Raw genomic sequence first — 15,473 nt, forward strand, 5'->3', positions numbered from 1 at the left:
CAGCTGCCGGACGCCTTGTTCGGCGGCCCGCCGCCGACGGCGCGCGAGCCCGAAGCACCGGTCGGGGCGGGGTCTTCGGGTGCGTCCGAGTCCGCTGCGGAGGAATCCGGCGGGGCGGACGACCGATCGATCGCGGCGGAACCCGCCGCCAGGGTCGGGTCGGATGGTCGTGCGGGTAGCGATGGCGAGCCCGTCGTCCCGCGATCCACCGGTGTCGAGTTCGCGGCCTCCGACGCCCACGCGGCTGCCTCGCCAGCCGCACCCGAGGACGACGTCCTTCCGGCTGCGGGAGCCGGCGCGGACAACGCCGAAGCCGCTGTGGTCGGCCGCGAGTCGGTGACAGTGGCCGTCTCTGATACGTCCGTGCCTGCGGAAGCATCGGCCCTGGCCGGTGCGGTGCGCGAGTCAGCCACTGGCGCAGCCGAGTCGGCCGACGCCGTGGCGGCCGACTCGGCCGCTACCACCCCGGAATCGGTGGCCGACGAGTCCGGCCGGCCGGAGCCGACCGTGCGGCCGGTGCTGCTGGTGATCGCCGATTCATTGGCTTACTTCGGCCCGCGGGGCGGACTGCCTGCCGATGATCCGCGTCTGTGGCCGAACCTGGTTGCCGCCGAACTGGATTGGCAGGTCGAGCTGATCGCGCGCATCGGCTGGACCTGCCGCGACGCCTACTGGGCATTGATCGGCGATCCCCGGGTGTGGGCCGCGGTGCCACGCGCGGGTGCGGTGGTCTTGGCCGTCGGCGGCATGGACACGTTGCCGTCGCCGCTGCCCACTGCGCTACGCGAGCTGATCCGCTACGTGCGCCCGCCTGCGCTGCGCCGCACCGTCCGCGCCGCTTACCAGTGGTTGCAGCCCAAGCTGTCGAAACTCGGCCGCCCCGTGGCGCTTCCACCCAAGGTGAGCGTCGACTACCTGGAACAAGCCCGCACCGCGCTGGCGCAGTTGCGTCCCGAGCTGCCGGTCGTCGCGGTGTTGCCCTCAGTGCACAACTGCGACGCTTACGGTCGTGTGCACACTGGTCGGCCGCGCGCTGTCGCGGCGCTGCAAGCCTGGTCGGAGCAGACCTCGGTGCCGTTGGTCGACTTGGCTGACGCGGTACGCGACAACATCTTCTCCGGCGAGGCGAACCCGGATGGCATCCATTGGGGCTGGGCGGGCCACACAGCGGTGGCCAATGCGATGGTCAAAACCTTGCAGGAGGTTCGGTAGTCCGTGGCCGTCGTGATCGTCACCGATTCGTCTGCCAGCCTCCCTGCCGAACATCTCGCCGAGCTGGATATCGACGTCGTCCCGCTGCACGTGCTGATCGGCGACCAGGCGATCAGGGAAGGAGTCGATCCGGTCGACATCGATTACGCCACCGACACCGTGACCACCTCCGCAGCCTCACCCGGCGAGCTGCGCCTGGTGTACGAGCGAGCGTGGACGCGCAGCGGCGGTGACGGCGTTGTGGCGGTGCATCTTTCGCGGCAGCTGTCCGGGACCTGGGAGTCGGGTCGGCAGGCCGTGCGCGACATGGATGCCGCCGATCGGGTCCGCTTGGTCGACTCGCTGGGCGCTGGGCTGGCCACCGGGCTTCCCGTACTCACCGCCGCTCGGCGGGCACGGGCCGGGGCGCCGCTGGATGTCGTCTATGACACGGCGGTCGCCGCCGCCGCGCGCGCCCGGACATTCATCCTGGTCAATCGCACCGAGCAGCTGCGCCGCGGCGGCAGGCTGTCGTCGGCGGCGGCGTTCTTCGGGACCGAGTTGGTCACCAAGCCGCTGCTACACATCGTCGAGGGGCGGCTCGAACTGCGGGAGAAGGTCCGCACTCGCTCCAAGGCGTACACGAAACTCGTGGCCGCTGCCGTCGAGGCGGCTGGTGGCGACGGCGCGGCGGTGGCTGTGCAGCACCTCGGCGCCGAGGACGCCGCACACACCATCGCGGGCCAGTTGCGCGGACGCATCCCCGGCATCCGCGAACTCATCGTCGCCGAATTCGGCCCAACCCTTGCGGTGCACCTCGGGGTCGGCGCCATCGGTGTGCTCGTCCTCCCAGGCGGTTGTGCCTGATGTGCCGGCCGAACGTCGCGCTCGCGCAACAATCTTGATGATTCGAATTCGAGTGCGGTACCGCGAACGCGGCTAGCGTTGGAGAATGACGATTTCCGCGAAGCCGCCGGTCGGTACACCGCTGGCCGTGTCGTCGGTCGACTGGGAACATCCGGACGCGGTCACCTTGCGCGCGGAGATGGCCGCCGAAGTCGGGCCACGCTATGCCTACCTGGCGAAGACACTGCGCACCAGCCCGAATGCCGTCGATCCCGCCACTGTGCACCGCACGTTCGTCGCGTACTCCGACCAACCGGTCGGGCACGCCGCGATCCGCTGGAACGCGGCGGATCTCGAGGTCAAGCGGATGTTCGTCCGTCCCGCGCATCGCGGTTCGGGGGCCGCGGCATTGCTGCTCGGCGCAGCTGAGGACGCCGCTCGCGAGGCTGGACGTGCCCGGCTGATCCTGCAGACCGGCCATCTGCAACCGGAAGCCGTCCGCTTCTATGAACGCAGCGGCTACTACCGGATTCCGATTTTCTCTCCGTATGAGGTTCTGCCACTGTCGAACTGCTTCGCCAAGGATTTGCGCTGAGCTGGATTGCTACCGTCGCCGTAATCCTGAACTGATCGCGCCGACTACCTGCGTGCACATGGCCCGGCTCGCGGCGGACGACGAACGGGGCCGCGCAGTCACGATAGGTATTTCGAGCTTCTGCCGTCGGACGAACTCGCCGCACCGGCCGGGTTGTGCACAGCGCGGCGGTTATCAACAGGTTCCTTGAATCCGCAGGTCGGCTGGAACTTTCGTTGCGCGACGGACACTAGCGTCGGCGCCATGTCACGACAGGACGAACGCGAGCGAGTGCGACGGCGGTTGGGCGAGCTGACCGATCGGGTCGGTGCGAGTGCGCCAGGCGGCGGCCAGCGATCGGTGCGGGACCAGGGACTTTCCGCCGCCGCCGCGGGCGCGAGCGAGCCGCGGTCGGACGAACATCCGGACTGGGTGGGCAAGTGGGATCTCCCGCGGCTGCCCGGCGACCAGGCGCCGGGTCGAGACGACGAGGGCGATATCGGTCGCGTGCGGTCTCCCGGCTGGCTGGACGAATCGGCGGCTGGCCGGCGCTGGCGGGATCATCTTGTGCCGCAACGATTCCGCGGCATCAGGCTCGATCCCGGTCGTCGTGGTGTGCGCACACTCGCGGTGGCCGGGATCGCCGCGATGGCGGTCGCCGGGGTGATCGTGTTCCGCGAGCGGCCGATCACCCAGGCGGTCCCGCCGGTCCCGGTAACACGGCAGACGGTGACCGCGGGATCACCCGGTCCGGTTGCCTCGGCGAGTGCCATCGCGGCGCCCGGCACATCGACGATCCTCGGTGAACCGGACGCTTCGACAACCGAATTGGTCGTCAGCGTCGTCGGCCTGGTCCAGCGCACCGGTTTGGTGCGACTTCCGGTGGGGTCGCGTGTCGCCGACGCCCTCGCGGCGGCGGGCGGCCCGAGCGAAGGGGCCGACACCAGCGGTCTGAACCTGGCCCAGCGGCTCTCGGACGGCGACCAGGTGTTGGTCGGCCCGGTCGCACCGAACCCCGGCCAACAGCCGGGCAGTACGACGATCGGCGCCGGCGGTCGTCCTGCGTCCGGTTCCGCGGCCACACCCGGCCGTCCAGCGACTCGGGCGGGTAAGGTCCACCTCAATACGGCATCCGAGGCCGAACTGGATGCCCTTCCCGGTGTCGGGCCCATTACCGCACGCGCCATCATCGCCTGGCGTACGACCAACGGGCGCTTCACCTCGGTCGAGCAACTCGGTGAGGTCGACGGCATCGGCCCGGCCCGCTTGGCCCGGCTGCGGGATCTGGTGACGGTATGACCGCCGGTCGGCACGCCGAAGCTGCCGGGACAGCGGCGTCGGGCGCGGAGCCGCTCGGGATCGCCGCGACCTCCGATGTGCCTCGGCAGGGGGAGATTGCCCAGTCGGCATCGAGCACGCCGCTGCTGGCAGCCGCCACCGGTCAGCAGTGCCGAGCGCCCCGCGAGAGGGGGGTACCGGGCGAGGAGATGTCCGATGTCGGTAGCACTGTCGACGCTCATCGGCCGGGCGAGATGGCGCGCCGTATCCGGACGTCGAGCGCGCAGTCGGCGGAAACCGGTAGGACTGCGCAAACTGCTAGCGGTCCGGTAGCGGACGGCGATGCCGGTGCGTTTCAGGTGCTCGACGCTCGGCTGTTGCCCGCCGCGCTGTGCTGTTGGGGCGCAACGATTGTGGCTCTGACGGCGGGCTGGGGGGCTGGGATCGCGGTAAGCGCGGCATTGGTGGTGCTGGCAATCGGGCTGTGGGTCCTGCTCCTGTGGGCGGTCGCGCACCGCAGTGAACGTTGGCGCGCAGTGGCGGTGGTGGCGTTGGCCGCTGTCGTGCTCGGCGCCGGGTTCGCGGCCGCGGCGGCGTGGCGGGAGCATCGTGTGGCGACGCATCCGCTGCGCGCGGCAGCGGGACAATCGCTGCGCGTGGTGGTCACCCCGTCTGCCGATCCGAAACGGTTGCGGAGCAAGACCTTCGGTGACAATGAGCGATGGATTGTGCGGGCCGACCTTCGTGCGTACCGGCGTAACGGCACGACGGTGAGTTCCGGCGGCGCGGTGGTCGTCCTGGCCTCCGGGCACGAGTGGGCTGCGGTATCACCGGGCAGGCCGATCGAGTTCCGGGCTCGGGTGGATCTGCCGAGTCGATCCGACCTCACCATCGTGGCGCTCAACGCGCAGGGCCCGCCGATGGTCGCCGGGGCGCTGCCGTGGTGGCAGCGGATCGCGAATTCGGTGCGGGCCGATTTCGCGACGTCGGCCGCGGGTGCGCTGTCACCCGACGCCGCTGGTCTGTTGCCCGCGCTCGTCGTCGGCGATACCTCGGCACTGCCCGACCAGGTACGCGACGACTTCGAGATCGCCGGCCTGCAACATCTCACGGTGGTCAGCGGCGCGAACTTCACGATCTTGCTTTCGGTCGTGTTGTTCGCCGTGCGCCTGCTCACGCTCGGGCCGCGCGCCGCGGCGGCCGTAGCGGCCGCAGCGCTGCTCATGTTCGTGGTCATCGCGCGGCCCGACCCAAGCGTGCTGCGTGCCGGGGCGATGGGCGTGATCACGCTGCTGGCCGTGCTCACCGGTCGCCGAAAACAGGCGCTGCCCGCGCTCTGCGCGGCGGTCATCGGGTTGCTGGGCCTCTGGCCCGGGCTCGCCGTCAACGCCGGTTTCGCGCTGTCGGTGGTCGCGACCGGTGGTTTGATCCTGCTGGCGCCCAGCTGGGCCGACTGGCTGCGCGCCAAAGGATGGTGGCGGGTGCCGGCCGAAATCGTCGCGGTCTCCGCCGGAGCGTTCGTGGTCACGACGCCGATCATGATCGCACTCACCGGACAGCTCAGCCTGGTCGCGGTGCTCGCGAATGTTCTCGTCGCACCGGTGATCGCGCCGATCACGATCATCGGGGCCGGCGGCGCGGTGCTGGCTTGCCTGTGGTCTCCGCTCGCCGAGCTCGTCCTGCGCTGTGCGGCGCCGCCGATGTGGTGGCTACTCACGGTCGGCCGACACGCGGCTGCGCTGCCCGGCGCGTCCGTTACGGTGCCGGGCGGGCTGATGGGCGGACTGATCGCGGGCGCTGTCATCACGATCTCGATCGCCGCATTGCGCGCCAAGGCCGTGCGCCGGATCGCCGCCGCGGTGCTGCTCGGCAGCGCGGCGGTCCTGATCCCGGTGCGCGTCTGGCATGTGGGCTGGCCGCCGAACGGTTGGGTTATCGCCGCGTGCGACGTCGGCCAAGGCGACGGCCTGGCCCTTTCGGTCCAGCCCGGTGTCGCCATCGTCATCGACGTGGGACCCGACCCACGTCCGATCCGAACGTGCCTGGATCGCCTGCGCATCACGCGAATCCCGCTGCTGATCCTCACGCACCCCCACGCCGACCACATCGGCGGACTCATCGGGGCCCTGCACCAACGCACGGTCGACGCGATAGCCGTCGGCATCCACGAACTCGAAGGACTTCCCCCACCGACTGCGGCCGTTCATGGACAATCACCGCCCGACAGCGGTTGTGCGCCGACCGCGCCGGTAACATCAGCCGCGAACATACTTGGGCACATCAGTGCCGAAAGCGACCGTGTCGGCATCGATCGTCAGGTTTCGTTTCGAGCGCAAACCAGTTGTGGCCCTGTGGCATACGGGAAGACCCCAGCGGGTGAGCGATCCCGCAGCGAGGACCTGCGAGTTGCTGTCGCGGGGCTGGCACAGGTCGCGACTGTCGCCAGGCACTCGGGAGTGCCGTTGCTGGAATTGACTGCCGGGCACCTGTTGAGCTTCGGGTCGGTCGAGCTCGAGGTACTGGCTCCGTCCAGAAATGGGCCACGCCCCCACCGTGGCACCGAAGCCGAGGACGCCAACGACCGATCAGTTGTCGTCGTCGCCCGTACCCCCGCTGGACGAATCCTGCTCACCGGGGATATCGAAGCCCGCGCGCAACACGCGCTGATGCAAGCAGGAATCCCGATTCAAGCCGAAATCCTCAAACTTCCGCATCACGGATCACGCACCACCACAAGGAGATTCCTCGAAGCGGTGCGGCCGCGTCTCGTGCTGGTCAGCGTCGGTGCGGACAACACATTCGGACACCCGAACCCCACCGTGCTCGCAGAGCTGTCCGCTCTCGGCGCGACGGTGGCCCGGACCGACCAAGGTGGCGACATCGTAGTTCTGGGCCAGGACGGACACCTGGGCATTGCACGTTCACGTTGACGGGCGAGCGATGAAACCGGTTCGCCCGATCCAGCTGCTCATCGTTCTCCGGTGCGGATCGCGCCGACCCGAGATGTCCTTGATCAGGTCGTCGAAATGACCAGCGCCCTGCCCGGCAGGCCGGCGGTGTCAGTAGCGGATCGTAGGATCGGGCTGTGGACGCGCGCGACGAGTGGACTGATACGGCAGAGCCATCGGGCACGGTTGGGCCAGGGGCAGGGGGCCACTGCGGTGAGTGAGCGTCCTGCGCCCGTGCACTTGGTGCTGGGGGACGAAGAGCTGCTGATCGATCGTGCGTTGAGTGCGGTGACGGCGCAGGTGCGCGCGTTGTCGCCGGATCCGGACGCGGTGCCGGTCGATCGATTGCGGGCGGGCGATGCCAGCACTGCGGAGCTGGCGGAACTGCTGAGTCCGTCGCTGTTCGCCGAGGATCGGGTGATCATTCTCGAGGCGGCGGCCGAAGCCGGCAAAGACGCGGTCGCGGTGATCACCGAGGCCGCGCAGAACCCAGCCGACGGGGTGGTGCTGGTGGTGGTGCACTCCGGCGGCGGTCGGGCGAAGGCGCTCGCGCCCGCCCTGCAGAAGGCCGGAGCTCACACCCACGATTGCGCCAAGCTGACCAAGGCCGCCGAGCGGGTCGAATTCGTGCGCGGCGAGTTCCGCAGCGCGGGGGTGCGGACGTCCGGCGAGGTCGTTCAGGTCATCCTGGAGGCAGTGGGCTCGGATCTGCGCGAGCTGGCGGCGGCGTGCGCGCAGCTGGCCGCCGACACCGGCGGCAAGATCGACGTGACCGCCGTGCGTCGCTACTACTCGGGCAAGGCCGAGGTCTCCGGCTTCGACGTGGCCGAGCTCGCGGTCGCGGGCGATCGCCCGGGCGCGATGGAGGCATTGCGCTGGGCTAACGACCGTGGCGTGCCGCATGTCCTGCTTGCCGACGCACTGGCCGACTCGGTGCACACGATCGCGCGCGTCGGCTCCGCGGGGCGCGGCGACCCGTTCGCACTCGCCCAGCAGCTCGGCATGCCGCCGTGGAAAGTGAAGAAGGCCCAAGCCCAGGCCCGCAGCTGGACTCCGGCCACCATCGGTTCCGCGCTCCAAGTGGTCGCGACCCTCAACGCCGACGTCAAGGGCGGCGCAGCCGACTCCGGCTACGCCCTGGAACATGCCCTCGGCCAGATCCTGGACCTGCACGGCGCCGGCTGATCGCGGCGACGCCGGCCCAGTTCGTCCAGGGGCCGCGCCGTGACCAGGCCTACTCCGCGGAGCTGAGCACCAGTTCCCCGTCGTCGTCCGCGTCCTCGTAGCGCCCTTCCCACTCCTCGTAGGCGGGGACGTCCTCGTCGCGGGTGACGATCCACTCCAACGAGTAACCGCCTTCGTCGTCGGGAACGAGCACATTCTCGATCTTCAGTCCGAATCCGAGCACCTCGGCCGCGCGAATCACCTCCGGCAGATCCTCGGCGCGGACGACCGTCTGATTGGCATACACGGTTACCATGCGCGGAATGGTAGCTGGAACCTCTGACACGGCGCGGGCCGATCCCGAAACACCGACGAGATAGGTCGGCTCTCCGCGGTGTGGTACGACAAAAACCGCCGTGGTCATCGTGGCCACGGCGGCTGCGTCTCAGCGGGTGCGGTACTTGGGTACGGTACCGGGTGGATCAGAGCTTGTTGAAGGCCAGTGCCAGCGCCGACTTCTTGTTGGCGGCCTGGTTGGCGTGGATGACGCCCTTCGAAGCGGCCTTGTCCAGCTTGCGGCTGGCGAACTGCAGGCGCTCGGCGGCCTGGTCCTTGTCGCCAGCGGCCGCGGCGTCGCGGAAGCTACGGATGGCGGTGCGCAGCGCAGACTTGACCGACTGGTTGCGCTTGCGCGCTGCCTCGTTGGTGCGGATCCGCTTCATCTGGGACTTGATGTTGGCCACGCCTGTTTCCTCGTGTTCCTGTCTGGTGGTCTGTCCTGGGGAAGTTCGTCGAGCGCGCGAAACGCCCGGAATGAACGGGTAACGCAGCGCCGAAGATCGAGAGTACCAGTCGCCGTCTGGCACACGAAATCGATACTTCCGCGTCGGTGTCGAAGCGTTGACGGAGCAAACCCGGCCAACCCGCGAAGTCGTTGTGGCGATCGCGCGCTCAGCGGGAGACATACCGCGAAGATCGCCGCGAGAGCCACGCGGGACGCGTAGCGTATTACAGGACCGGCAGGAACCTTGCCGCACAACGTCGCGGGCGTACACCGAAGCCGCCGCGACAGGGACAACCGATTTCGTAAGCACATGGGTAACTCACCGGGTACGCCCAGAACCCGAGCGGCACCAACGCTGGACCTGAACGCGGATCCCGTGGCACCGACCAGTACGGCCTGAATACTCGGAGAGGCGGTAGAGCATATGTCTCCAACGGCCCAGGAAGTTGTCGAAGAGGCTGTCGAGGACAGACCGATTCCCGACAGCAAGAAATGGGGTGCCGAGGCGCTCGGCACCTTCGTCCTGGTGATCGGCGGTGTCGGCACCGCGGTGCTGGCGGGGGAGAAGGTCGGTCCGCTGGGGGTCGCGCTGGCCTTCGGTCTGACGCTGATGTTCCTCGTCTACTCGATCGGGCCGATCTCGGGTTGCCACGTCAATCCGGCGGTGACCGTCGGACAGTTGCTGCTCGGCCGGATCGGCGCGGTGGCCGCGGGCGGATATGTGATCGCGCAGTTGATCGGTGGCTTCCTGGCCGGTCTCGTGCTGTTCGCGCTGGCCAAGAACCTGCCGTCGTACGACCGATCGATCGACGGACTCGCCGCGAACGGGTGGGGCAAGCACAGTCCGGCGGCGGCGCGGGGGCCGCTCGGCGAGGTGGTCGTGCAGAACGGTTACGGGATGGCGGCCATGATCATCGTCGAAGTGATGTTGACGGCGCTGCTGGTTTTCGTGGTGCTGTCCTCGACCGACCAGATCTCCGATGTGCCGCTGGCCGGCCTGTCCATCGGTGTGACGCTGGCGGTGATCCACCTGGTATCGATTCCGGTGGACTACACCTCGGTCAACCCCGCTCGCAGCCTCGCTGTGGCGCCGTACCAGGACGGCGCGATGGGGCAGGTCTGGGCGTTCGTGGTGTTCCCTCTGATCGGTGGAGCCCTCGGCGCTCTGCTGTACGGCCTGCTGTTCGGCCGCTCCCGGGACATGATTTCCTGACCGCCGATCGGCTGCCTTCGTAAGGAATGCGAGTGGGTGCCGGCCGACAAGGTTTCGATGGTGGTGGCGGTGACTTCGCGACTCCGACACCAACCAACGCGACCGGGCGGAGATGCCGACGGCGTATGCCCCATGCCGTATCCCGGCTTATCTGCTGATCGACCGGGAGAGTGCGGACATCATCGTGCCCAGCGGGCCGACGCCGGGCAGTAGCCGGTGCGGGCACGTCGGCCTGTTCGCCTTCGGCTGCCCGGTATCACGCTCGGCTCTGTCGCGCTGCAGGATCGGGTCGACTGACACCGGTGGCCATTCGTCTTCAGCTCCATTTGTATTCGGCGACGAGCCGGTGGGCGACCAGGTCGAAGGTTTTGCGCTCCAGAATCGCGCCTTCGCGGCGGATGCCCATTTCGGGCACGTCGAGCACCCGGTCGAGCCGGACCCAGCTGGGTCGTCCGTCGTGGTCCCAGGACCCGCTGCCGATGCCGACCCAGTTGCGGTCGAACGCACGTTCCGGATTCGACGACAGCAGCAGCCCCAGCAGCGTGCGGCGGTCGCGACCGACCACGAGCACCGGCCGGTCCTTGCCGTTGCTCGGGTCTTCCTCGAACGGCACCCACGTCCAGATGATCTCGCCGGGATCGGCGCGCCCGTCCAGCCGCGGTGAGTACACGATCTGCCGTGCCCGTTCGGCCGTCGGCACCGGCGCCGACGCCGCGGGCCGTACCGGGAAACCTGCGGTGGGGCGTCGCTGCACCAGCGCCCCCACCAGTCGATCGAGCAGCCCGGGGCCCTGCTGCTGGACGAGCTCGGGCCCCTGTTCCTTCGCCAGAAGGCCGATCTGCTTGCCGAGGGAATTCCAACTCCGGGCCATCTCTGGAGAATAACGGCGGGTCCCCAGCTTCTCATCCGCGCCGACCCCGTCGTGTCGCCATGGTCATTCGAGGGTCATTCGAGGTCCCACCAGCATTTACCGAGCTCCGCGAAATCGGACCCGCCGCGCGAATCCCGCGACCCTGCCCGGCGCGAGTCCTACGGCATCCGTTCGCGGCCGTCTCCCCAGGGCCATGAATCCGGTGCCGCGGGCGCCGGCGGAACGAACCCAGCACCACCGGCACAAGCTTCGCGCTGCTCATGGGACGATGGAGGGCAGTTTGCCGATACCCATGAGGAGTGGAGTGCCCGCCAGCTTCGCCGACACGACGTTCACCGATCCCGCCAGGATCCGGAACTTCTGCATCATCGCGCACATCGACCATGGCAAGTCGACGCTGGCCGACCGGATGCTGCAACTGACCGGTGTGGTCGAGGAGCGGCAGATGCGTGCCCAGTATCTGGACCGGATGGATATCGAGCGCGAGCGCGGCATCACGATCAAGGCCCAGAATGTGCGGCTGCCCTGGACGCCACGGACCGGCGATCAGGTGGGCACCGACTTCGTGCTGCATCTCATCGACACGCCCGGTCACGTGGACTTCACCTACGAGGTGTCGCGGGCGCTCGAGGCGTGTGAGGGCGCGATCCTGCTGGTCGACGCCGCGCAGGGCATCGAGGCGCAGACCCTGGCCAACCTGTACCTGGCGCTGGACAAAGACCTGACCGTCATTCCGGTGCTGAACAAGATCGACCTGCCCGCGGCGGACCCGGAGCGCTATGCCGCCGAGTTGGCGCATATCGTCGGCTGCGAGCCCACGGACGTGCTGCGCGTCTCCGGCAAGACCGGTGAGGGCGTGGCCGACCTGCTCGACCAGGTGATCGCACAGGTACCGCCGCCGGTGGGCGACGCCGACGCGCCCGCCCGAGCGATGATCTTCGACTCGGTGTACGACACCTACCGCGGCGTGGTCACCTACGTCCGCGTGGTGGACGGCAAGCTGACTCCGCGCGAGAAGATCAAGATGATGTCCACCGGCGCCACCCACGAGCTGCTGGAGATCGGCATCGTTTCGCCGGAGCCCAAGCCGACTCAGGGTCTCGGCGTCGGCGAGGTCGGCTATCTCATCACGGGCGTGAAGGACGTGCGCCAGTCCAAGGTCGGCGATACGGTGACCGGCGCGCGCGGCGGCGCGAGCGAGCCGCTCACGGGTTACCGCGAGCCACGTCCGATGGTCTACTCCGGCCTGTACCCGGTGGACGGCTCCGATTACCCCGACCTGCGCGACGCGTTGGAGAAATTGCAGCTCAACGATGCCGCATTGACCTATACGCCGGAGACTTCGGTGGCGCTGGGTTTCGGCTTCCGCTGCGGCTTCCTCGGCCTGCTGCACATGGAGATCACCCGCGAGCGCCTGCAGCGCGAGTTCGACCTGGATCTGATCTCGACCGCGCCGAACGTCGTCTACCGCGTGGAGATGGAGGACGGCGCCGAGCACGTCGTCACCAATCCCTCGTACTGGCCGGAAGGCAAGGTGCGCATGGTCTATGAGCCGGTCGTGAAGTGCACGATCATCTCGCCGAGCGAGTTCATCGGTTCGATCATGGAGCTGTGCCAGTCCCGTCGCGGCGAACTCGGCGGCATGGACTATCTTTCCGAGACCCGGGTCGAACTGCGCTACACCATGCCGATGGCGGAGATCATCTTCGACTTCTTCGACTCGCTGAAGTCGCGCACCCGTGGCTACGCCAGCCTCGACTACGAAGAGTCGGGTGAGCAGCAATCGCAGCTGGTGAAGGTGGACATTCTGTTGCAGGGCGAGGCGGTGGACGCGTTCAGTGCGATCGTGCACAAGGATGCCGCGCAGGCCTACGGGCACAAGATGACCACCAAGCTGCGCGAACTGATCCCGCGCCAGCAGTTCGAGGTGCCGATCCAGGCTGCGATCGGCTCGAAGGTCATTGCGCGCGAGAACATCCGGGCCATTCGCAAGGACGTACTCGCGAAATGCTATGGCGGCGACATCAGCCGTAAGCGCAAGCTGCTGGAGAAGCAGAAGGAAGGCAAGAAGCGGATGAAGACGATCGGCCGTGTCGACGTCCCGCAGGAAGCCTTCGTGGCCGCGCTGTCCTCCGACGCCGCCTCGGACAAGCCGAAGGACAAGAAGTAGGAGCCGGCGGCCGGTCGCGCCGCCGCTCAACTGTGCCGTTTCGGGCGCTGGCAGCGGCGCGAATCGGCCACCGCGTCCGGTCCGGAAGGCCAGCGGGAAAAGGGCTTTCGGTGCGGTGATCCCGATGGCAGGCTCGTGTTGCCCAGCACAGCCGGATTCTCTACAGTCCTGGAGAATATGACAGGCGAGTGTTCCCGAAATACTGTTGGGTGATCTTCACTCGGTCGGGCGCGGTGAGGATGCGGGACAACCGAGAGTGGAGCTGTGATGACGCGTGATCTGCCCTTCGACGATGACACCGAAGCGGCTGACCGCGCGGGCGACACCGCTTACCGGGTGGCCACCGGCGTCGCGCGGGTCGCGCGGGCGGGCGCCTATGTCACCGGCGGTGCCCTCGTGGCCGCCAATGGTGGCGGCATCCCGGCGCAACCCGGTGAATCCCGGCTCGACAGCTGGCACACCGGCTGGGCGCACAACACCGATCCCGATCCCGACCAGCCGAGCCCGGTGATCACCTTCCCCGATCCGGTGGTCGAGCCGACCCGGTTCTCGCCGCACTCGTCGAATATTCCGGTAGCGCATGCAAACCCGGCGCCCGGTGTCCCGCTGCCGGGTCCCGGCGAGCTTCCGCTGCCCACGCTCGGAGGCGAGTACGGCGGCACCGACGCGGGGTTTCCGCTGCCGCTCGACGGAAACGATGGCACCGACGCGGGTGCGAACGGCATGCAGCTGCCCGGATACTCCGGCGGTGGTGTCCCCGGATTCGGCGGCATTCCCGGCTCGCACAGCGGTTTCCCGGGCGGGCCGTCGCTCGCCGGAACCCAGGACAACGTATCCGACGGACTGTCGCTGCCCGGTGTCCGGTCCGAGTCCGCCGGTGAACTCGACGAGCCCGGTGGGCATGGGTTCGGCCTGCCCGGCCACGGACTCGGCCCGGCCGGTCATGGCTTCGGCCTGCCCGGTATGAGCGGTTTCGTCGCGCCCGGCTCCGGCGTCTTCGACCTGCCCGGAAGCGGCGCGATCGCAGCGCCGCCGACCGAGAGTGATCCGTTCGACGGCATCGGTGTGGGCGGCGACCAGCTCGGTATGTTCGTCGGCACGCAGTGGTCGGTTGACGTGGGGGTCGGTCCGAACGGGATCCACTTCAGCTCCCAGATGAAGGTCAGCCTCGCGACCGGTCAGGTCGGCGACCAGCTCGACGAGTACACCGGCTGGCTGGCCGACGGCATCCAGACGACGGACGACACCGACCGCGAGGTCGCCGAGACGGATGGGCCGGGGCAGGGCAATACCGGTCTGCTCGGTGGGCTCGGTTCGCCGGCCACCGGCACGTCCGCGGCGCATTCCCCGGCGGCGGGCGCCGCCCATTCTTCGGCCGCCGCGGGTGTCGCGCAGCCGATGGCCGCCTCGGCACCGATCAGTGTCGCGCCGGTCGCTTCGATCGCCCCGGCTTCCGCGGTCGCCCCGGCTGCGGTGGCTCCCGCCGCCCCGGTGCCCACGGCGGTTGCCGCCGCTCCGGTCGTCGCGGCCACTCCGCTGCAGACCATGATCCAGCCCGATGCCGCCGCCACACCGATCGCGAATGTGCTTGCCGCACCGGAAGGTCCGTCGGTACTCACCGCCCCGGCGGCGGTGGTGCCCGCCCTGTTCGACGCGGTGCGGCCGACGGCGGTGGGGAAGACGGTTCCGGCGACCGATCCGCAACCGTCGCACCCGGCGCATTCGCCCACGACCGTCACCACCCCGACGATCAAGATCACGCCCGCGCCGGCCGTTCCAGCCGATGTGGTCATCCCGTCCGCGCCCAAGCCGTCCGGCTCCGACACCAACTTTCCGGGCGCCGTCACGGCGCCGCACGGCGGCAGCATGACCGACCCTGACCTGCCGACTACCAAGGTCCCCGGCGTGACCGTCACCCCGGCGCCGACCCATGGCATCCCGTCCACCTCAGGCGACGGTGTGACAGCACCCGGCGCGGATGCCGGCCGTCCCGGCGCCGGGGGTACGTCGAACGGCACCCGGCCGACAAACGATCTCCCGACCGATGACGTGCCGACCGTCAGTCGCCCATCCGAGCCGACCTACTCCGTGCCCGACCAGCCGACGGTGGCGCCGACCTACAGCGCGCCCGCTCATGCGCCCACCGTCGAGCCGCACCCACCGGCACCGACGTACGTCACCCCCGCGCCGGTGCCGGTCAAGCCACCGGTGATCGACCCCAAGCCGCAAGGGATCTCGGCCCCGCTGGGGGGCGATCACCCGGTCGCCGACCACGCCTACGATCACTCCGTGCTCCTGGCCTCGGGAAGCAGCCTCTCCGGCGCGCTGCTGCCGGACTCGCCCATCGCCGAGCCGCACCACCTCGCGTCCGGCGTGCTGGACATCTCGCTGCTGTAGTAAGGGCCGCAAGGGGTTCGGACGACGGCGGAAATTT

Annotated in this window: 12 protein-coding genes; 9 read left to right on the forward strand and 3 right to left on the reverse strand. The window is 68.9% G+C overall.

What is annotated here, in order from left to right; translation table 11 throughout:
* The first annotated feature begins 474 nt into the window (after positions 1–474).
* The 6 genes from octT (at position 475) to holA (ending at position 8,022) form a co-directional block, all read left to right on the forward strand.
* Positions 475–1,212, forward strand: a complete 738-nt coding sequence (gene octT / locus ACT86A_RS01235) for a diglucosylglycerate octanoyltransferase (RefSeq protein WP_445090309.1) — start codon at positions 475–477, stop codon at positions 1,210–1,212.
* A gap of 3 nt (positions 1,213–1,215) precedes the next feature.
* Positions 1,216–2,058, forward strand: coding sequence for a DegV family protein (locus ACT86A_RS01240; protein WP_445090084.1), 843 nt, complete (start codon positions 1,216–1,218; stop codon positions 2,056–2,058).
* Between the two features lie 85 nt (positions 2,059–2,143).
* Positions 2,144–2,632, forward strand: a complete 489-nt coding sequence (locus ACT86A_RS01245; protein WP_445090085.1) for a GNAT family N-acetyltransferase — start codon at positions 2,144–2,146, stop codon at positions 2,630–2,632.
* Between the two features lie 243 nt (positions 2,633–2,875).
* Positions 2,876–3,910 carry a ComEA family DNA-binding protein gene (locus ACT86A_RS01250; protein ID WP_445090086.1) on the forward strand — a complete coding sequence of 345 codons (1,035 nt, stop codon included), beginning with the start codon at positions 2,876–2,878 and terminating at the stop codon, positions 3,908–3,910.
* Entirely contained in the window at positions 3,907–6,819 is a 2,913-nt protein-coding gene (locus ACT86A_RS01255; RefSeq protein WP_445090087.1) for a ComEC/Rec2 family competence protein, read from the forward strand. Before ACT86A_RS01250 ends, ACT86A_RS01255 begins: the two co-directional genes overlap by 4 nt.
* A gap of 231 nt (positions 6,820–7,050) precedes the next feature.
* The gene (gene holA / locus ACT86A_RS01260) at positions 7,051–8,022 is read left to right on the forward strand and encodes a DNA polymerase III subunit delta (RefSeq protein WP_445090088.1); all 972 of its coding nucleotides are present in this window, start codon (positions 7,051–7,053) and stop codon (positions 8,020–8,022) included.
* Positions 8,023–8,071: 49 nt separating this feature from the next.
* Here holA and ACT86A_RS01265 read toward each other — a convergent pair whose 3' ends face one another.
* Positions 8,072–8,317, reverse strand: coding sequence for a hypothetical protein (locus ACT86A_RS01265; RefSeq protein ID WP_445090089.1), 246 nt, complete (start codon positions 8,315–8,317; stop codon positions 8,072–8,074).
* A 166-nt stretch (positions 8,318–8,483) separates the two neighbouring features.
* Positions 8,484–8,744: a 30S ribosomal protein S20 gene (rpsT, locus tag ACT86A_RS01270; RefSeq protein WP_445090090.1), complete on the reverse strand. Its 261-nt coding sequence runs from the start codon at positions 8,742–8,744 to the stop codon at positions 8,484–8,486.
* Between the two features lie 465 nt (positions 8,745–9,209).
* Here rpsT and ACT86A_RS01275 point away from each other — a divergent pair, with 465 nt between their 5' ends.
* The gene (locus ACT86A_RS01275; RefSeq protein ID WP_445090091.1) at positions 9,210–9,998 is read left to right on the forward strand and encodes an aquaporin; all 789 of its coding nucleotides are present in this window, start codon (positions 9,210–9,212) and stop codon (positions 9,996–9,998) included.
* Positions 9,999–10,314: 316 nt separating this feature from the next.
* Here ACT86A_RS01275 and ACT86A_RS01280 read toward each other — a convergent pair whose 3' ends face one another.
* Positions 10,315–10,869, reverse strand: a complete 555-nt coding sequence (locus ACT86A_RS01280; protein WP_445090092.1) for a type II toxin-antitoxin system PemK/MazF family toxin — start codon at positions 10,867–10,869, stop codon at positions 10,315–10,317.
* 268 nt (positions 10,870–11,137) lie between these two features.
* Between ACT86A_RS01280 and lepA the strand changes: the two genes are divergently transcribed.
* Together lepA and ACT86A_RS01290 are read left to right on the forward strand one after the other, a co-directional pair.
* Positions 11,138–13,039, forward strand: a complete 1,902-nt coding sequence (gene lepA, locus ACT86A_RS01285) for a translation elongation factor 4 (protein ID WP_445090093.1) — start codon at positions 11,138–11,140, stop codon at positions 13,037–13,039.
* Positions 13,040–13,306: 267 nt separating this feature from the next.
* Positions 13,307–15,436 carry a hypothetical protein gene (locus tag ACT86A_RS01290; protein WP_445090094.1) on the forward strand — a complete coding sequence of 710 codons (2,130 nt, stop codon included), beginning with the start codon at positions 13,307–13,309 and terminating at the stop codon, positions 15,434–15,436.
* Positions 15,437–15,473 lie beyond the last annotated feature (37 nt).

The organism is Nocardia glycosmidis, from assembly GCF_052545115.1.